This window comes from Paraburkholderia sp. CI3, assembly GCF_050436505.1.
Lineage (GTDB): Bacteria > Pseudomonadota > Gammaproteobacteria > Burkholderiales > Burkholderiaceae > Paraburkholderia > Paraburkholderia tuberum.
Genome location: NZ_JBNDMI010000004.1, coordinates 113,886 through 131,510 on the forward strand (window position 1 = coordinate 113,886; position 17,625 = coordinate 131,510).

Genomic DNA, 17,625 nt, shown 5'->3' on the forward strand with positions numbered 1-17,625 from the left:
CCACTGCGGTTCCACCGTGATGGCTCAGAGCTTCGATCCGCCGTCGACGCGCAGGGCGTCGCCCGTGATCCAGTTCGCCCTGTCTGACGCAAGAAAGGTCACCGCGCCGGCGATGTCGTCGGGCTGCGCGACGCGCTTCAAGGCCTGCAGGCTCAGGGCATAATCGCGGCCTTGGTCGGTTGTCACGAAGCTGGACATATCGGTCGCGACGACGCCGGGCGCGACGGCGTTCACGCGCACGCCGCGCTCGCCGAGCGCGGAAGCGAAGTGGCGCACGAGCGTATCGACTGCGCCTTTGGTCGCGGCGTACGCAGCCAGTTCGCCAACCGATGCACGCGATGCCAGCGACGAAAGCAGCACGACGCTGCTGCCTTTGCACAACATCGGCAGAAGCTGCTGGACGAGGAAATAGGGCGCACGCACGTTGACGGCGAAGAGGTCGTCGAAGTTTTCGACCGTCGTGTCTTCGATGCTCGCGGCGCTGGCGATGCCCGCGTTGGCGACGAGCACGTCCAGCCGTCCGCCGACGACGGCGCGCACGCGTCGGGCGAGCGTATGCGGGCCGTCGGCGGTGCGCAGATCGGCGGCGATTTTCTGCGCGTGGCCGCCGCTTGCGACGATGTCGGCGACGGCCGAATCGGCCGCCGCTTCGTTGCTGCTGTAGTGCACGAGCACCTGCGCGCCGGCGCGGCCGAGTGAGAGTGCGATGGCGCGGCCGATGCCGCGAGATGCGCCCGTGACAAGCGCGGTTTTTCCTGCGAGGTCATTCATGGCGAAGCTCCGTCTGGTTGATCGGCGGGCCGTCAGCGATAACAGGCAGGTATGCCTGCGAAACTGGGCCGCCGGCTTCCGCGCTGCTCGATGCGACTGCTGGCAGATAATCTAGCCATTGCTTGCGTAACGGAAAAAGACTTTGTAGGCTTGCCGGCATGCCTTGGAAGCATGGTCCGGAAGCATGGCCCGAAGTGGGGCGATAGAACGGAGCAAAACAGGAGAACGCATGGAGCTACGTCATCTGCGCTATTTCGTTGCCGTTGCGGAAACGGGCAGCCTCACCGTCGCCGCAGAACAGCGGTTGTACACGTCGCAGCCTTCGCTGAGCCGACAGATCCGCGATCTCGAGGACGAGGTTCGTGCGGAACTGTTCAGCCGCAGCGCGCGCGGCGTCGAGTTGACCGCGTCCGGCAAGGCTTTTCTCGACCATGCACGGCTTGCGCTAGCGCAGGTCGACGCCGCGATCGAAGCGGCGCGCCGTGCGGCGCGTCCCGCGAAGCAGGTTTTCGCGCTCGGCTTTCTGACAGGCCAGGAAATGACCTGGCTGCCGCGCGCGATGCAGGTGCTGCGCGACGAGTTGCCGAACATCGACGTGACCGTGTCGAGCGGCTATTCGCCCGATCTCGCCGATGCCGTGGCGCGCGGCAAGCTCGATCTTGCATTCGTGCGCATGGAGCCGGGGCTGGATCTCGACTATCGCGTTGTCTATCGCGAGAAACTTGTCGTGCTGATGCCGAGCGATCATCGGCTGACGGCGAAGCAAGCCATTCATCCGTCGGACCTGCAAGGCGAGACGTTTGTGATGGCGTCGAACAAGGCGCGCGTGCTGCACGATGTGGTCGCGGGCTATCTGCACGAGAACGGGCTCGACCCCAAGCCGGAGCACGGCGTCGACAACCTGGCGATGGCCATGTCGCTCGTCGCTTCGACGCGCGGGCTGTCGCTGATGCCCGAGTATGCGATTAACCTGTTGCCGTGGTCGGTGGTGAGCCGGCCGCTGGAAGGCGAAGCGCCGACCGTCGATCTCGCGATCGGCTACAGTCGTTCGAATGCATCGCCTGTGCTTAAGATGTTTCTGTCGAGAGCGGATGAACTGATTGCCGCCAACTGAGTGAGGGAGAATCGCATGGACCGCCTCGCGGCGATCGAGATCGTTGCTGTGCAATGTATCCATTCGCAACCAGCGCGGGAACTGGCGGAAAGGAATGCGGCTCATTCCAGATCGGGATAGGTCCGAGGGACGTTTTGACTGCTTCCCGCCGTTTGCCATCGCGGCGTCGAGGAGCCCGTTGGCTGCTCCACCTCGGGAACCGGTCGTTCGACTTGAGCGGCGGTGAACGTCTATAAAGGGTCGACAACAACCGAGCGCATCGGGTGGTAGCCGGCCCATCTCCAGCCATTCGCTCGCGTGCGCCCGCACGTGCTCTATCGGCGGTTCCGCAGTAGCCAGCGGATGTTCACGCTCGGCGCGTCATCAGCCTTAATCAACAAATACCACAGGGCAACCACTGCGGCGCAAAGGTTGAGCGCTGCCGGGAATTCCGATCTGAACCAGTTCTTCAAGCATTTGCTGATGGGTCTTCGGCTGGCTCGACTGAGCAAAACCGCCACAGCGACGGCGCCAACCACGGCGACCACGAAAGCTTCAACGAACGATTTCATGAGCCGTGGGAGCAAGGTGGCCGAAATGCATCGGCGTCGGCAGCTTCACCAAAACTGAGCCAGCTACAAACCACCTCAGTGGGCAAAGCAGATCTTGACTTCTCCCGATCGACCGCTCAAACCGACTCCCGCAGCACCAGCTGATGCTGCAGGATGCGCGACGCTGGGCGTTGGCCGTCGAGCAGCGCCAGCAGCATTTCGGCCGCCGCGGCGCCCAGCTCGACCATGGGCTGGGCCACGGTCGTCAGCCCCGGCTCGAAAATGCCAGCGATGGGTACGTCGTCGAAGCCCATTACCGCCACGTCGTGCGGCACCCGCCGGCCGGCTTTGCTAAAGCCCTTGATCGCGCCGATGGCCAACGTGTCCGACACGGCGAACACGGCGCTCGGCGGATCCACCACCGCCAGCAGCTTTGCCGCCGCCTGGCTTCCGGCGGCGTAACTATTGTCGCCAGTAACGCAGACAAGCTCGGGCGCAGGCGCGAGACCGGCGCGCAGTAGTGCTGCGTCATAGCCCTCGCGGCGCTGACGCGCATACAGGAAGCGCTCATCGCTGGTGATGAAGCCGATGCGCCGGTGGCCCTTGTTGATGAGGTACTGCACGGCATCCGTACCGGCCTGGCGGTGGTCGATGCTGACATAAGGCACGTCACTACCGGGCAAGAATTCCGAGCAATTGACCCATGGCTTGCCGTTCGCCGCCTCGCGCCGGGCTGCCGGGTCGGACATGGGCACGAGATTGATGACGCCGTCGCTCAGACTGCCAGCCAGCGTCGGCAGCGAGGCGTCCGCCGTGCCAGTCCAGGCTTCCAGGTCCGCCGGAAGCAGCGTGTAACCGGCCTGGCGACTGACCGCGCCGGCCCCGCGCACGATCTCGGCGTAGTAGGGGTTGGCGAAATCCGGCATGAGCATCAGCAGAATGCGACTCTGACCGGTACTCAGGCTGCGGCCGAACGGATTGGCCCGGTAGTTCAGTGCCCGTACGGCTGCCTCGACCCGCTCACGCGTGGCCGCCGTCACGGCCTTCGTCCCGTTGAGCACACGCGACACCGTGGCAATGGAAACGCCAGCCTCGCGGGCAACGGCTTCGATGGAGGGTTTGCTTCGCATTGGTTCGTTCAGGCAGCGGCGCGTCTGTCACCAGCAGGAAGGTAACAATTTTAGCATCACGGGAAAAGGTTTTCCCCTCATGCGTCATCGAACCTCGAAACTGAGCGGGGATTCAGACTCGGCTTGCGGGAATCCATGGTGTTGCTGCAAACCGCGGCGTTATGCAATCCGCTTATCCGAAGCTTCTCGCGTACTCCTGTTTGTGCCGGTCCCTGCTGCATAGGGTAAAGCCCCTGTTCCAGGTAAACGGGAAAGCGCTTACCTTTTGACTTGCGCCCAGCTCCGTAGGCCATCCGTGCCGCATCCACCTTGACTCGTTGGATTGACGACCATGAATCAAGCCTTGCCCATTTCCATCCAGATTTACAGCCTGCGCAATGCGGGCGAACTCGACCGGCAGTTCGACATTGCCGCCCAAGCCGGATTTCGCCAGGTGGAGCTGATCGGGTCCTTGCTCGAAAATGCGGCCGACACCCGGAACAAGCTTCAGGCGCGCGGCCTTAGCGCCTCCTCCAGCCACCTCAGCATGGCCATGCTGCGTGAGCGTTTGCACGAAGTGGCCGCGGCGTGCGAGACCCTCGGTATCACCCAGTTGGTCATGCCCGCGGTGCCGCCCGCCGAGCGCGACAGTGACGCCGCATACTGGCGGGCGCTCGGCAACGAGTTGGGCAGCCTCGCCCATCGGCTAGCCGCTCAGGGCATCGCCCTCGCATACCACAACCATGATTGGGAACTCAGCGCCAAGGAGAATGGCGCAACGGCGCTGGAACTGCTGTTCGAGTCCGCCGGGGCAAGCCCGCTCGGCTGGCAAGTGGATGTAGCCTGGCTCGTGCGCGGCGGCGCCGATCCTCTGCCATGGCTTCGTCGTTATACGGGCCGCGTGGTCTCCGCCCATGCGAAAGACCTCGCGCCCGCGGGTGAAAAACTGGACGAGGACGGCTGGGCCGACGTCGGTCACGGCGTCATGGATTGGTCCACGCTGGCCGCCGCCTGCCGCGAAGCGGGGGCGCGTTTCCTCGCCGCCGAGCACGACAATCCCAGCGACGGCGAACGCTTCGCCCGCAATGCCTTTGCCTATCTGCACCAGCTCGGAGCCTGATCCATGAAACCTGTCTTCGTCGGCATCATCGGTTGCGGCAACATCAGCGATGCCTATTTCACCGGCGCGGCGAATTCGGAATTCGTCCGCATCAAGGCCTGCGCCGACTTGCGTCCGGAGGCCGCCCGGGCCAAGGCCACGCAGCACGGCGTTGCCGCGATGACGGTGGATGCGCTGCTGGCCGACCCCGACATCGAAATCGTCATCAACCTTACGGTGCCGCACGCGCATGTGCCGGTAAGCCTGCAGATTCTGCAGGCGGGCAAGCACGTCTACCTCGAAAAGCCCCTGGGTACCGAGTTTGCGTCCGCACGCGCGATGCTGGCGCGAGCCGAGGCTTCGGGATTACGCGTGGGCTGCGCACCGGACACGTTCTTCGGCGCGGCCCATCAGGCGTGCCGCGCGGCGCTCGATGCGGGCCGCATTGGGCGTGCCATTGGCGGGGCCGTGGCCGTGTTGTCCCGCGGCATGGAGTCCTGGCATCCCAATCCTGAGTTTTTTTTCAAGCCTGGCGGCGGCCCGATTCACGACATGGGCCCGTATTACGTGACGCAGTTGGTCAACCTGCTTGGGCCGGTGGCACGCGTGTCCGCTTGCGCCACCATCGGTTTTCCCCAGCGCATCATCTCCAGTGAGCCGCTGAGGGGCCAGGTCATCGAGGTCGAGGTGCCCACCACGGTCAACGGTATCCTGCATTTTGCGGGTGGGGCCAACGTGGTGATGAGCGCCTCCTGGGACGTGTGGGCCCATCAGCGTGCGCCTATCGAGATCTATGGCACGGAAGGTAGCCTGTTGGGCGTCGATCCCAATTTCTTTGGCGGGAGTCCGCGCGTGGCTGAACGTGATAGCGGCTTTGAGCCGCTCGACACACAGGTCCATGCTTTTGGCGTCGACAACTTCACGTTGAGGAGCGGTGCGCGGGTGGCCAATTACCGCGCTGTGGGCGTGCTGGATATGGCCATGGCGTTGCGCCGAGGTCGGCCGCATCGCGCGAGCGGCGAACTGGCGTTACACGTGCTGGAGGTGCTGGATGCCTTCGAACGCTCGTCGCGCGAGGGGCGGCACATCGATATGGAGACCGTCGTGCAGCGACCCGTCGTCGTGCCATTGGGTCGAGGCGAAGAGGTGTTTCTCGCCGACTGACTCACCTGACTTCCGGAGTGGTCAAGCCGGTTGCGACGTAATCCGACTGCGACCATCAGATCACGCCCCTGCTCATACAGCTCGCGCGCCTCACCTCGCCGCCGACTATCCACGACCGGGCACAGCCGCGCCGTCGCCGTTGCTGGCCGTCGCCGCGTCGCGCGTCTCGGGCATCGCCGCCCACACCAGCAGCACCGCGAGCGCACCGGCCGCCGCGAGGCCGAAGAAGCTCACCGTGTTGCCGAAACGATCGGCGACGAAGCCCGCCGCCGTCGTGCTCAACGTCGCGCCGATGCCGGCCGCGAGCCCGAACAGGCCGATACACAGGTTGTAGCGGCCCTTGTCGCCGGCGACGTCGGCGGCGATCAGCGGCAGCATCACGCCGAACACCGCGGCGCTCAAGCCGTCGAGCATCTGCACCGGCACGAGCAGATAGGGGCTGCTGATGCCCGCGAACAGCAGCGCGCGGATCGGCAACGCGGAGAAGCCGAGCAGCAGAATCGGCCGGCGGCCCCAGCGTTCGGCCGAGCGCCCGACCCACGGCGACATCATCGCGACGATCGCCTGCGGCACGATGATGCATGCCGCGATCACGAGCTGCACGTTGTCTCCCATGCCGGCCGTCACTTCGCCGGCGGCCAGGTTCAGCATCGCCGCGTTCGACAGATGGAACAGCACGATGCACGCGGCGAACAGCAGCATGCGCTTGTCGCGCAGCAGCTCGCGCAGGCTTTCGCGCCGCTCGAGCTGCTCGGGGGTGGGCGCCGCTTGCGGCAGCTCGATCGTGTCGGTGCGCTGGATCATCGCGAGCGCGATCAGCGCGGGAACCGCGAGGCCCGCGGTCAGGACGAACACCGCGCGCGGCGAGTAGTACTCGCCGAACAGTCCCATCAGACCCGCCGCGACCGCGCTGCCGATCGATGCCCAGCGCGCATTGCGGCCGAGCCGGTCGCCGAGATTCGCGCGACCCACCAGCGCGAACGAGATCGCCGCGAGCGCCGGCGTCAGCATGCAGCTCGCGAAGCCGTGGAACACCTCGGCGGCGATCACCGGCAGCACGGTCGGGCTGATCGCGAGCAGCATCGCGCTGAGGATGATCGCGCCGATCGCCCACGCGGCCGCCGCTTTCTTGTTGCGCAACGCGTCGACCGCGGCGCCGCCGGGCACCTGGCTGACCATCGCGCTGATCGTGCCGACCGACAGCACCATGCCGATCTCGCCCTGGGTCCACTTGTGCGATGCGAGGTAGGACGCGATGAACGGCCCGAAGCCCGTCTGCACGTTGGCGACGAAGAAGTTGAGCCAATCGAGCGCGCGCAGACTTCGCGCCGTGACCATAGTACGGACCGTCATCGGACCGCCCGTGCGTTGGAAACCGCGACGGCCGACGACGCGGCCGGCGGCGCCGAGACCGCCGGCGCGGCGCTGGCGGCAGGCTGCGCGGGCGGCGCTGGCGACACCGCGCGAATCGGCTTGTCGCTCGCGTAGGGCGGCGTCGCGTTGATCTGCGCGTCGCTCAGATCGATCTGCGGATGCAGTTCCTTGTCGCGCGTGACGAAGCGCAGCGCCGACCAGTTCGCGGCGATCGTGCGCCGGTCGGGGCTGACCATGCCGCCGACGTCGAGGACGATCGCCTGCGGCTGCGCGTTGCCGTCGATCAGCACGTCGACCACACGGCCCACCTTGGCGCCGTTCGCGCGCTCGACGGTCGCATCGAGCAGCGGCAGTTCCAGCGGGTTCGATTTGTTCGCGGTGCTCGGCACGGCCGTCGGGTTCAGCGTGATCGGCGCCCCCTTCGCGGTCGGCGTGAAGTGGAACGCGCCCCACGGGAAGTTCACCTTGCGGTCGCCGACGCCGAGGAAGCCCTGCAGATTGACGACCATCTCGCGCGGTTTGCCGGCTGCGTCGGCGATCATGTCGACCGCGCGGCCGACCACCTTGCCGTCGGGCTTCTGCACCTGGCTGTCGAGCAGCGCGCGCGCGTCGCTGCGCTCGATCGTGCGCAGCACGATCAGCGGCGGCGGCGGCGGGGGCGGCGGCGGAGCCGGCACGACCACGGGCGGCGGCGGTTCGACCTTGTGCGGCTTCACGACCGGCTTCTTCGGTTTCTTCGGCTCCTCGGGCCCCTCGTTCGCCTCGCTCTCGACCGGCTCGGACGCGGACGCGGCGACCGGCGCGCTTGCCGGCTCGACCGGCATCACCGTCGCATCGACGATCGGCGCCTGCTGCGTACCCCACAGCAGGCTGCTGCAGCCGGACAGCGCGGCGAACGCGAACAGCGCGGCCACGGTGCACAGCCAGCGGAACAGTCGAAGCACATCGAGCGAATCAGGCGAATCGAGCGGGCGAAGCGATCCAAGCGGTCCAAACGGGACAATCGGCAGGCGCCCGGCGGGGCGCGGAAAACCGCCAGTCATCAGGAAAAACTCCACGGGCAGGTGCGGACGGGCGCGATGAGCCGCCGCGGTTGGATGGGGTACGGCCCAGAGTTTAACCTGCGCTGCCGCGCGGGCAGCCTTTCGCCGGTTGCGTTGCAGGCGGTTCCGCCGATGCGCTGGCGGTATGGCGCTGCACGCCGCGTGCCTGGAACGCGATCGCCGGGGTGGGTTCGGCGCGTTTCGCGGCTGCCCGTATGCCGTAGGTGTATACGCGCGCAGCGCTCGCGCGAGCGACCGTCGCGCAAAAGATATAAGTCGCGCGACATGTCCGGCATGCCATTCATGCGATTGGACACATAGTTCGCTTCACCTACATTTCGACTCAGAAAAGCGTTACCCACACCAACCAATCCACGAGACGAACCTGATGACGGCCGCTTTGGCGGCCGTTTCAGCGCGCTGATAAAGGAGGCACTCATCATGATGGAACCCCAGGCCCTCGCGAATTCCGACGTCGCGAGCGAATCCTTCGACACCGAATCATTCCGCGGTAAGGGCTTTCTCGACCGCTACTTCGACATTTCCGCGCGCGGCAGCACGCAGCGCCAGGAGATCGTCGCGGGCATCACGACCTTCCTCGCGATGGTCTATTCCGTGTTCGTCGTGCCCGGCATGTTCGGCAAGGCGGGCTTCGATACCAGCGCGGTGTTCGTCGCCGTGTGTCTGACCACGGCGTTCGGCTCGCTGCTGATGGGCGTGTGGGCGCGTCTGCCGATCGCGATCGGCTGCGCGATCTCGCTCACCGCGTTCACCGCGTTCGGCCTCGTGCTCGGCAAGGGCCTGCATCCAACCGTTGCGCTCGGCGCGGTGTTCCTGATGGGCGTCGTGTTCACGACGATTTCGGTGACCGGCGTGCGCTCGTGGATTTTGCGCAACCTGCCTGTCGGCATCGCGCACGGCACCGGGATCGGCATCGGCCTGTTCCTGCTGCTGATCGCCGCGAACGACGTCGGGCTCGTGGTCAAGAATCCGGGCGCGGGGCTGCCGGTGTCGCTCGGCAAAATTGCGGCGTTGCCGGCGCTGATGTCGGTCGCCGGACTCGCCGCGATCGTCGGGCTCGTGCGGCGGCGCGTGCCGGGCTCGATCCTGATCGTGATCGTCGCGATCTCGGCGATCGGGCTCGCGATCGATCCGGCCGTGGCGTTTCACGGCATCTTCGCGGTGCCGTCGTTGAGCGCGCCGGGGCATGCGTCGCTGATCGGCGCGATGGACGTGAAGGGCGCGCTGTCGATGGCGGTGCTGCCGAGCGTGCTCGCGCTCGTGATGACCGCCGTGTTCGACGCGACCGGCACGATCCGCGCGGTCGCGGGCCAGGCGGGGCAGCTCGACGAAAACGGCCGCATCATCAACGGCGGCCGCGCGCTGAGCGCCGATTCGCTGAGCTCGATCTTCTCGGGCCTGCTCGGCGGCGCGCCGGCGGCCGCGTATATCGAGTCGACGGTCGGCGTCGCGGCGGGCGCGAAGACGGGGATGGCGGCGGCGGTCGTCGGTCTGCTGTTTCTCGTCGTGATGTTCTTCTCGCCGCTCGCCGCGCTGGTGCCTTCGTATGCGACCGCGCCCGCGCTGATGTACGTGGGGCTGCTGATGCTGTCGAACGTCAGCAAGCTGCATATGGACGACATGGTCGACGCGATGGCGGGGCTCGTGTGCGCGGTGTTCATCGTGCTGACCGCGAACATCGTGACCGGCATCATGCTCGGCTTCGCGACGCTCGTGATCGGACGCGTCGTCAGCGGCGAGTATCGCAAGCTCAATGTCGGGACCGTGGCGATCGCAGTCGTGCTGGTCGGGTTTTATGTCGGCGGCTGGGCGATCTGAGTTTCGTTGCGGCTCCTTGACTTTCGCGTCAGCGTCTCTAAACCTTAACCTTGAGGTCAAGCCCTGCATCCGCAGGAAAGGAGACGCAGATGGAACCGCAACATCGCATCGGCAGCCGGGAAGAGTGGCTCGCCGCGAGCCGCGCGCTGCTCGCCGACGAAAAAGCGCATATGCGCGCCGGCGACGAACTCGCGCGCAAGCGCCGCGAATTGCCGTGGGTCAAGGTCGACAAGGTTTATACGTTCGATACGCCGGAAGGCCGCAAGACGCTCGCGGAGCTGTTCGACGGCCGCAGCCAGCTGATCGTTTATCACTTCATGCTGGGCCCGGACTGGGAAGAGGGGTGCGTCGGCTGCTCGTTTCTGTCGGACCATATGAGCGGCATTCTCACGCATCTGGTCCATCACGACGTCAGCTATGTGACGGTATCGCACGCGCCGCTCGAGAAGATCGACGCGTTCAAACGGCGCATGGGGTGGACCTTTCCGTGGGTGTCGTCGAGCGGCAGCGATTTCAATTTCGACTACCACGTGTCGTTCACGCCGGAGCAGCTCGCGAGTAAAAAGGCGTTCTACAACTTCGCCGAGCAGGACGTCGGCATCGACGAACAGCACGGTCACAGCGTGTTCTACAAGGACGCAAACGGCGACGTGTATCACACGTACTCATGCTACGCACGCGGCGACGAGCGCTTCGTGAACACCTACGCGCTTCTGGACATCGCGCCGAAAGGCCGCAACGAGAACAGTAATCTGACCGACTGGGTCAGGCATCACGACCGCTACGACGACCATGCGCGCGCGGCTTGCCCGGCGTGCGGATCGTACACGGTGTGAAGCGGTGAAGTGGTGAAGCGGTGAAGCGGGTCGACGAAGGGGGCGAGGGGCGCGCGCCGCGCTAGCTGGCGCGGCGCCTCTGTGCTGCACGAGCGCTGCATCAGCTCGCTACAGCGCCATCTCGAAGGCGGGTCTGAGGAACATTTCCATCGCCATCACGATGAGGCTCATCGCCGCGGCCGCGAGCGTCAGCACGCCGTATTCGTCGTAGCGCGTGTCGTACAGACACGCGACGACGAACAGAATCGCCATCAGGTTAGTCAGCCAGTCGAAGTTCAGCGCGAAGCTCATCGGTCGAATCGGGGCGTGTGTGCGACGGTGGAATCGCACCGTCAGGTGCCCGCGATTTTATCGAAAGGAGCTTACGGATTCGCAACGACCGCGCTTACACAGCTTACGTCGCGCGGCGCGCAAAGCCGCGTCAAACGGTGCTTTGCGGCCCCATCATGTCGCGTTCGATCCATTCGATCACCGACCTGCGCCGCGGTTGCCAGCCGAGCAGTTTGCGCGCGCGTTCGCCGCGCACGCGGCTGTTCGAGCCAAGACCGTACGAGGCCATTTCGTAGCCCCATTCCTGTATCGCGTCTTCGAGCGGCCAGTCCTGCGGCGCGCCGAGCTTCATCGCGCGTGCGATCGCGGCGCTCATGTCGCGGAACGACGCTTCGCTGCTTTCGACGAAATAGAACGTGCCGGCAGGGGTTTTATCGAGTGCGAGGCGATACAGCTCGGCGACGTCGTCGATATGCACGTTCGACCAGACGTTGCCGCCGCTGCCCACATGACGCACGACGCCGCTTTTCTGCGCCTGGCGCACGAGTCGCGGCAACTGCACGCTCGCGCTGCCGGCCACCGCGCCGTGACCGTAAATCAGCGTGTTGCACAGCACGGCCGAGCGCACGTTGCGTTGCGCGGCGTCGAGCACCAGTTGATCGATCGCGACGCGCGCGGCCTTGTCGGCGGTCGGGGTGGGCAGCGCGTCTTCGTGATAGATGCGTGCTTCACCCGCTTCGCCGCCCGACGCATCGCCGACGATGCTCGACCCGCTCGTGTGCAGGAACACCTTGCCCGAACCGGCGAGTCCGTCGATCAGCGCGCGTACCGCGCCTTCGTGATCGCTGCTCGCGGCGTTGATCACCGCGTCGGCCGCTTGCGCTTCGGCGATCAGCAACGCTCGGTCGTCGAGCGTGCCGGGCACGGGCTCGATGCCGAGCCGCTGCAACTCGCCGCTGTGTTCGGGTTTGCGAATCAGCCCGCGCACCTGATGGCCGGCGCGCGCCAGATGCGCCGCGATCGAGCCGCCGATAAAACCGCTTGCGCCAGTAACGAAAATCTTCAAGACGTTCTCCTGAGGGAAATGCCAAGACCGCAATCTCTTGCATGGGATCGGAGTAAGCGCTAAAGCGCCAACTCCGATCGACAGGCACGCAGTATCGCTCGCGCGGATTCTCGCAAAAAGCGTGTTAGTCTCAAATCAATCTTGATCTGAAATCAACAATGAAAACCTCCACCGACGAATTGCTGGTGTTCGTCACCGTGATCGACAGCGGCTCGATTACCGCAGCGGCCGAGAAGCTGGGGCAGACCGTCTCCGGCGTGAGCCGCGCGCTCACGCGCCTCGAGCAGAAGCTCGACACCGCGCTCGTGCGGCGCACGACGCGGCGTCTGCATCTGACCGAGGAAGGCGACGCGTTCCTGCGCCGCGCCCGCGCGATCCTCGACGCGCTCGAAGAGGCCGAGGAGTCGGTCGCGCGCGGCCGGCAACGGCCGTCGGGGCGCTTGCGCGTCGATGCGGCGTCGCCGTTCATGCTGCATTGCGTGGCGCCGCATATGACCGCGTTTTCGGTGCTGTATCCGGAGATCCGGCTCGAATTGACCAGCAACGAGCGGATCGTCGATCTGCTCGAACAGAAGGTCGACATCGCGATTCGCATCGGCGCGCTGCAGGATTCGACGCTGCATGCGCGCGCGCTCGGCGAGAGCAGACTGCGCGTGCTCGCGAGCCCGGCGTATCTGGCCGAGCACGGTGAGCCGACCACGCTCGACGCGCTGCACGCGCATCGGCTGATCGGCTTTACGGCGCCGGAGCATTTGAATCGCTGGCCGTTGCGCGAAGGGGGCAGGGGAACGAAGCGCGCCAAGGGGCAGCGGGACGAAGCCGCGCTGCTGAAGATCGAACCGTCGATCACCGCGTCGAGCGGCGAAACCTTGCGGCAACTGGCGCTGTCCGGCTGGGGCGTCGCCTGTCTGGCCGACTTCATGACCGCCGGCGACGTGCGCGAAAACCGCCTCGTGCCGATTCTCGGCAACCTGCTCGTCGATGAACGGCAGCCGGTGCATGCGGTGTACTACCAGAGCGCATCGCTCGCGGGGCGCGTGCAGTGCTTTCTGGATTTCATCGCGGCGCGGGTCAAGCTCTGATCCGCGTCGCAGAGCCTTCTGTCCTATAACCCAGATATCGGCGGAGCCGGCGTGTCCGGCTTCCCGCCAGCGAGAGCGCGCCAATTTTGGCCAGATGGCGACCCGCGTCGCGAAGGTGTATATACAACTGTGGGCTAAATCACGGCGGCCACGCCGACCCATGCGTCCAGGACCCGCCGCCTACGACCTGCCGCCAAACCCGCCGCGCTGCCGCCGAGCCATGTGCCAAATAATGGAAATCCCCAGGCACGAAATCTCGAAAAACAAGTTGTATATACAAGGCCCGCCGGCTAGACTTATTTGAACTTGTATAGACAGGACGACAACCATGATTCTGAAGCCCGGCTACCTGACCCTCCCGCAACTGCGCCAGATCGCGCGAGAGCACTTCACCCTGCAACTCGATCCCGCGAGCCATGCCGCCATCGACGCGTGCGCGCAGGCCGTCGCCGACATCACCGCCAGGGGCGAGCCGGCTTATGGCATCAATACCGGCTTCGGCCGCCTCGCCAGCACGCACATTCCGCGCGATCAGCTCGAACTGCTGCAACGCAATCTGGTGCTGTCGCACGCGGTCGGCGTCGGCGAGCCGATGTCGCGACCGGTCGTGCGTCTGTTGATCGCGCTGAAGCTGTCGAGCCTCGGCCGCGGCCACTCGGGCATCCGCCGCGAAGTGATGGAGGCGCTGATCGCGCTGTTCAACGCCGACGTACTGCCGGTGATCCCGGTCAAGGGCTCGGTCGGCGCGTCGGGCGACCTCGCGCCGCTCGCGCATATGTCGGCGACCCTGCTCGGCGTCGGCGAAGTGTTCGCGAAGGGCGAGCGCATGCCGGCCACCGAAGGCCTCGCGCTCGTCGGTCTGAAGCCGCTGACGCTGCAGGCGAAGGAGGGTCTTGCGCTGCTGAACGGCACCCAGGCTTCGACCGCGCTCGCGCTGTACAACATGTTCGCGATCGAAGACCTGTACCGCACGGCGCTCGTCGCCGGCGCGCTATCGGTGGATGCGGCGATGGGTTCGGTCAAGCCGTTCGACGCGCGCATCCACGAACTGCGCGGCCATCGAGGCCAGATCGACGCGGCCGCGGCTTATCGCTCGCTGCTGCAAGGCTCGGCGATCAACGTGTCGCACGCCGATTGCGACAAGGTGCAGGACCCGTACAGCCTGCGCTGCCAGCCGCAGGTGATGGGCGCGTGTCTGGACCAGATGCGTCAGGCCGCCGAAACGCTGCTGAAGGAAGCGAACGCGGTCTCCGACAATCCGCTGATTTTCCCGGACACCGGCGAAGTGCTGTCGGGCGGCAACTTCCACGCCGAGCCGGTCGCGTTCGCGGCCGACAACCTGGCGCTCGCCGTGGCGGAAATCGGCGCGCTCGCCGAACGCCGCATCGCGCTGCTGATCGACGCGACGCTGTCGGGCCTGCCGCCGTTCCTCGTCAAGGATGGCGGCGTGAACTCCGGCTTCATGATTGCGCACGTGACGGCCGCCGCGCTCGCGTCGGAAAACAAGACGCTCGCGCATCCGGCTTCGGTCGATTCGCTGCCTACGTCCGCGAACCAGGAAGACCACGTGTCGATGGCGACGTTCGCCGCGCGCAAGCTCGGCGATATCGCCGACAACACCGCGAACATCCTGTCGATCGAACTGCTCGCCGCCGCCCAGGGTGTCGATCTGCGCGCGCCGCACAAAACCAGCCCGAGCCTGCAGAAGGTGATGGACCTCGTGCGCAAGGACGTCGCGCATTACGAGCTCGATCACTACTTCGCGCCGGACATCGCGGCGGTCACGAAGCTCGTGCAGGCCGGCGCGGTCGCGAAGCTGAGCCCGTTCTCGTTCGCGTCGGAACAATGAGTCGTCGAGAGCGCGGATCACACCGATGAACGCACCCGCTTATCAGGGCATCAAGGACTTCATCCTCGCGCGCATTCATGCGGGCGAGTGGGCCGAAGGCGACCAGGTGCCCTCCGAAAACGAGCTTGCGCGCGAATTCAGCGTCGCACGCATGACGGTCAACCGCGCGTTGCGCGAGTTGACCTCGGAGCAGGTGCTGACACGTGTACAAGGCTCGGGCACTTTCGTCGCCCGTCCCAAGTACGAGTCGACCCTGGTGGCGATCCGCAGCATCTCCGATGAAATCGTTGCGCGCGGTCATCGCTATCAGGCGAGGGTGCTGAACATCGGCGCCAGCATCGCCGATGCGGCGCTCGCCGAAGAGATGCAGGTGAGCGCGGGCAGCCCCGTGTTTCATTCGCGCCTGCTGCATTTCGAAAACGAGGAGCCGGTGCAGCTCGAGGAACGCTGGGTCAATCCGGCCGTCGCACCCGAATACGCGCTGCAGGACTTCACGAACACCACGCCCAACCAGTACCTCGTGCGCGTCGCGCCGCTGCAGCGCGTCGAGTACCGCATCGAGGCGCTCGCCGCCGACGAGATCACGCGCGAGCTGTTGAACATGAGTGAACGCGAGCCGTGTCTCGTGCTGCACCGGCGCACGTGGTCGCAAGGCGAGGTCGCCTCGATCGCGAATCTGTGGCATCCGGGCACCCGTTACCGCTTCACTGGGCATTTCTGAATTCGCTTTTTCGTCTTCGCCGAATCTTTATCGAACCTCTTCACGCATTATTGGGGACACCATGAACAATCCGCAACACGCCGATCCGCGTCTCGATCCGACTCGCACGATCCGCGCACCGCACGGCGCGGAAAAGACCTGCAAGACCTGGATCGCGGAAGCCGCGTACCGGATGATCCAGAATAATCTGGACCCCGAAGTCGCCGAGCACCCGCATGCGCTCGTCGTGTACGGCGGCATTGGCCGCGCCGCGCGCAACTGGGATTGCTTCGATCAGATCCTCGCGTCGCTGAAGGACCTGAACGAAGACGAAACGCTGCTGATTCAGTCGGGCAAGCCGGTCGGCGTGTTCCGCACCCATGCGGACGCGCCGCGCGTGCTGCTCGCGAACTCGAACCTCGTGCCGCACTGGGCGACGTGGGAACACTTTCACGAACTCGACCGCAAGGGCCTGATGATGTACGGCCAGATGACCGCGGGCAGCTGGATCTACATCGGCAGCCAGGGCATCGTCCAGGGCACCTACGAGACCTTCTTCGCGGTCGCGAACCAGCACTTCAACGGTGACCCGACGGGCCGCTGGATTCTGACCGGCGGTCTCGGCGGCATGGGCGGCGCGCAGCCGCTCGCGGCGACGATGGCGGGCTTCTCGATGATCGCGGTCGAATGCGACGAGACGCGCATCGACTTCCGTCTGAAGACGCGCTACGTCGACAAGAAGGCGAAGACGCTCGACGAGGCGCTCGCGATGCTCGACGAAGCGAAGCGCGCCGGCAAGCCGATCTCGGTTGGCCTGCTCGGCAATGCCGCCGACGTGTTCGCCGAGTGCGTCGCGCGCGGCATCACGCCGGACTGCGTGACCGACCAGACGAGCGCGCACGATCCGATTCACGGCTACCTGCCACAGGGCTGGACGGTCGGAGACTGGCGCGAGCGCATGAAGACCGCGCCGGAAAGCATCGTCACGCCGGCCAGGCAGTCGATGGCCACGCAGGTGCAGGCGATGCTGACGCTGCAGGAACGCGGCGCGGCAACGCTCGACTACGGCAACAACATTCGCCAGATGGCGCTCGAAATGGGCGTGGAAAACGCGTTCGATTTCCCGGGCTTCGTGCCGGCGTATATCCGGCCGCTGTTCTGCGAAGGCAAGGGCCCGTTCCGCTGGGTCGCGCTGTCGGGCGATCCCGAGGACATCTACAAGACCGATGCGAAGGTGAAGGAACTGATCCCCGACGATCCGCATCTGCACAACTGGCTCGACATGGCGCGCGAGCGCATCGCGTTCCAGGGTCTGCCGGCGCGGATCTGCTGGGTCGGCGTGAAGGATCGCTATCGTCTCGGCCAGGCGTTCAACGAAATGGTCAGGAACGGCGAGCTGAAGGCGCCGATCGTGATCGGCCGCGATCACCTCGATACCGGTTCGGTCGCGAGCCCGAACCGCGAAACCGAATCGATGAAGGACGGCTCGGACGCGGTCAGCGACTGGCCGTTGCTGAACGCGCTGCTGAACACGGCGGGCGGTGCGTCGTGGGTGTCGTTGCATCACGGCGGCGGCGTCGGAATGGGCTTCTCGCAGCATGCGGGCGTCGTGATCGTCGCGGACGGCACGCAAGCCGCGCACCAGCGCCTCGGCCGCGTGCTGTTGAACGATCCGGCCACCGGCGTGATGCGTCACGCGGACGCGGGCTATGAACTCGCGCAGCAGACGGCGCGCGAGGCCGGTCTCAATCTGCCGATGCTGGGCCGCTGATCGTGACC

The 17,625-nt window shown here is 65.7% G+C and carries 16 protein-coding genes; 10 read left to right on the forward strand and 6 right to left on the reverse strand.

The features are described from left to right. Nucleotides 1-24: 24 nt before the first annotated feature. A complete protein-coding gene (locus OKW29_RS22070; protein ID WP_429292624.1) occupies nt 25-771 on the reverse strand; it encodes an SDR family NAD(P)-dependent oxidoreductase in 747 nt (248 codons plus the stop codon). A gap of 229 nt (nt 772-1,000) precedes the next feature. Between OKW29_RS22070 and OKW29_RS22075 the strand changes: the two genes are divergently transcribed. Together OKW29_RS22075 and OKW29_RS22080 are read left to right on the forward strand one after the other, a co-directional pair. Then, complete coding sequence (locus tag OKW29_RS22075) at nt 1,001-1,885, forward strand: LysR family transcriptional regulator (protein ID WP_184039479.1); 885 nt, start codon at nt 1,001-1,003, stop codon at nt 1,883-1,885. Between the two features lie 342 nt (nt 1,886-2,227). Then, nucleotides 2,228-2,494, forward strand: coding sequence for a hypothetical protein (locus tag OKW29_RS22080; protein WP_429292625.1), 267 nt, complete (start codon nt 2,228-2,230; stop codon nt 2,492-2,494). Nucleotides 2,495-2,552: 58 nt separating this feature from the next. Here OKW29_RS22080 and OKW29_RS22085 read toward each other — a convergent pair whose 3' ends face one another. Continuing rightward, nucleotides 2,553-3,545: a LacI family DNA-binding transcriptional regulator gene (locus OKW29_RS22085; protein WP_184009354.1), complete on the reverse strand. Its 993-nt coding sequence runs from the start codon at nt 3,543-3,545 to the stop codon at nt 2,553-2,555. A 331-nt stretch (nt 3,546-3,876) separates the two neighbouring features. On the opposite strand from OKW29_RS22085, the gene OKW29_RS22090 reads away from it, so the two are divergent. Beyond that, the gene (locus OKW29_RS22090) at nt 3,877-4,644 is read left to right on the forward strand and encodes a sugar phosphate isomerase/epimerase family protein (RefSeq protein WP_429292626.1); all 768 of its coding nucleotides are present in this window, start codon (nt 3,877-3,879) and stop codon (nt 4,642-4,644) included. 3 nt (nt 4,645-4,647) lie between these two features. Continuing rightward, a complete protein-coding gene (locus OKW29_RS22095; protein WP_429292627.1) occupies nt 4,648-5,787 on the forward strand; it encodes a Gfo/Idh/MocA family protein in 1,140 nt (379 codons plus the stop codon). Between the two features lie 105 nt (nt 5,788-5,892). Here the strand turns inward: OKW29_RS22095 and OKW29_RS22100 are convergent, their stop codons facing one another. Then, complete coding sequence (locus tag OKW29_RS22100) at nt 5,893-7,140, reverse strand: MFS transporter (RefSeq protein ID WP_187612001.1); 1,248 nt, start codon at nt 7,138-7,140, stop codon at nt 5,893-5,895. Then, nucleotides 7,137-8,204 (reverse strand): PRC-barrel domain-containing protein, encoded by a 1,068-nt coding sequence (locus OKW29_RS22105; protein ID WP_429292628.1) that lies wholly within the window; start codon nt 8,202-8,204, stop codon nt 7,137-7,139. Before OKW29_RS22105 ends, OKW29_RS22100 begins: the two co-directional genes overlap by 4 nt. A 444-nt stretch (nt 8,205-8,648) precedes the next feature. Here OKW29_RS22105 and OKW29_RS22110 point away from each other — a divergent pair, with 444 nt between their 5' ends. Both OKW29_RS22110 and OKW29_RS22115 read left to right on the forward strand, forming a co-directional pair. Continuing rightward, nucleotides 8,649-10,043, forward strand: a complete 1,395-nt coding sequence (locus OKW29_RS22110; protein ID WP_429294905.1) for an NCS2 family permease — start codon at nt 8,649-8,651, stop codon at nt 10,041-10,043. An 89-nt stretch (nt 10,044-10,132) separates the two neighbouring features. Next, nucleotides 10,133-10,879, forward strand: a complete 747-nt coding sequence (locus OKW29_RS22115; RefSeq protein ID WP_429292629.1) for a DUF899 domain-containing protein — start codon at nt 10,133-10,135, stop codon at nt 10,877-10,879. 108 nt (nt 10,880-10,987) lie between these two features. Here OKW29_RS22115 and OKW29_RS22120 read toward each other — a convergent pair whose 3' ends face one another. Together OKW29_RS22120 and OKW29_RS22125 are read right to left on the reverse strand one after the other, a co-directional pair. Continuing rightward, nucleotides 10,988-11,170, reverse strand: a complete 183-nt coding sequence (locus OKW29_RS22120) for a hypothetical protein (protein WP_018418561.1) — start codon at nt 11,168-11,170, stop codon at nt 10,988-10,990. A 130-nt stretch (nt 11,171-11,300) separates the two neighbouring features. Continuing rightward, a complete protein-coding gene (locus OKW29_RS22125; RefSeq protein WP_429292630.1) occupies nt 11,301-12,215 on the reverse strand; it encodes an NAD-dependent epimerase/dehydratase family protein in 915 nt (304 codons plus the stop codon). Between the two features lie 158 nt (nt 12,216-12,373). On the opposite strand from OKW29_RS22125, the gene OKW29_RS22130 reads away from it, so the two are divergent. The 4 genes from OKW29_RS22130 to hutU all read left to right on the forward strand — a co-directional run bounded on the left by OKW29_RS22130 (nt 12,374) and on the right by hutU (nt 17,617). Then, nucleotides 12,374-13,297: a LysR substrate-binding domain-containing protein gene (locus OKW29_RS22130; RefSeq protein WP_429292631.1), complete on the forward strand. Its 924-nt coding sequence runs from the start codon at nt 12,374-12,376 to the stop codon at nt 13,295-13,297. Between the two features lie 328 nt (nt 13,298-13,625). After that, nucleotides 13,626-15,146, forward strand: a complete 1,521-nt coding sequence (gene hutH / locus OKW29_RS22135; RefSeq protein WP_429292632.1) for a histidine ammonia-lyase — start codon at nt 13,626-13,628, stop codon at nt 15,144-15,146. A gap of 25 nt (nt 15,147-15,171) precedes the next feature. Then, the gene (gene hutC / locus OKW29_RS22140) at nt 15,172-15,867 is read left to right on the forward strand and encodes a histidine utilization repressor (RefSeq protein WP_090803957.1); all 696 of its coding nucleotides are present in this window, start codon (nt 15,172-15,174) and stop codon (nt 15,865-15,867) included. 61 nt (nt 15,868-15,928) lie between these two features. After that, nucleotides 15,929-17,617 (forward strand): urocanate hydratase, encoded by a 1,689-nt coding sequence (gene hutU / locus OKW29_RS22145; protein ID WP_429292633.1) that lies wholly within the window; start codon nt 15,929-15,931, stop codon nt 17,615-17,617. Nucleotides 17,618-17,625 lie beyond the last annotated feature (8 nt).

What these genes read in the sequence shown, in the direction of transcription:
- hutH (WP_429292632.1), top strand. Translation starts at nt 13,626, where the DNA reads ATGATTCTGAAGCCCGGCTACCTGACCCTCCCGCAACTGCGCCAGATC.
- OKW29_RS22075 (WP_184039479.1), top strand. Translation starts at nt 1,001, where the DNA reads ATGGAGCTACGTCATCTGCGCTATTTCGTTGCCGTTGCGGAAACGGGC.
- OKW29_RS22085 (WP_184009354.1), bottom strand. Translation starts at nt 3,545, where the DNA reads ATGCGAAGCAAACCCTCCATCGAAGCCGTTGCCCGCGAGGCTGGCGTT.
- hutC (WP_090803957.1), top strand. Translation starts at nt 15,172, where the DNA reads ATGAACGCACCCGCTTATCAGGGCATCAAGGACTTCATCCTCGCGCGC.
- hutU (WP_429292633.1), top strand. Translation starts at nt 15,929, where the DNA reads ATGAACAATCCGCAACACGCCGATCCGCGTCTCGATCCGACTCGCACG.
- OKW29_RS22110 (WP_429294905.1), top strand. Translation starts at nt 8,649, where the DNA reads ATGGAACCCCAGGCCCTCGCGAATTCCGACGTCGCGAGCGAATCCTTC.
- OKW29_RS22105 (WP_429292628.1), bottom strand. Translation starts at nt 8,204, where the DNA reads ATGACTGGCGGTTTTCCGCGCCCCGCCGGGCGCCTGCCGATTGTCCCG.
- OKW29_RS22120 (WP_018418561.1), bottom strand. Translation starts at nt 11,170, where the DNA reads ATGAGCTTCGCGCTGAACTTCGACTGGCTGACTAACCTGATGGCGATT.
- OKW29_RS22130 (WP_429292631.1), top strand. Translation starts at nt 12,374, where the DNA reads ATGAAAACCTCCACCGACGAATTGCTGGTGTTCGTCACCGTGATCGAC.
- OKW29_RS22070 (WP_429292624.1), bottom strand. Translation starts at nt 771, where the DNA reads ATGAATGACCTCGCAGGAAAAACCGCGCTTGTCACGGGCGCATCTCGC.
- OKW29_RS22090 (WP_429292626.1), top strand. Translation starts at nt 3,877, where the DNA reads ATGAATCAAGCCTTGCCCATTTCCATCCAGATTTACAGCCTGCGCAAT.
- OKW29_RS22115 (WP_429292629.1), top strand. Translation starts at nt 10,133, where the DNA reads ATGGAACCGCAACATCGCATCGGCAGCCGGGAAGAGTGGCTCGCCGCG.
- OKW29_RS22095 (WP_429292627.1), top strand. Translation starts at nt 4,648, where the DNA reads ATGAAACCTGTCTTCGTCGGCATCATCGGTTGCGGCAACATCAGCGAT.
- OKW29_RS22080 (WP_429292625.1), top strand. Translation starts at nt 2,228, where the DNA reads ATGTTCACGCTCGGCGCGTCATCAGCCTTAATCAACAAATACCACAGG.
- OKW29_RS22100 (WP_187612001.1), bottom strand. Translation starts at nt 7,140, where the DNA reads ATGACGGTCCGTACTATGGTCACGGCGCGAAGTCTGCGCGCGCTCGAT.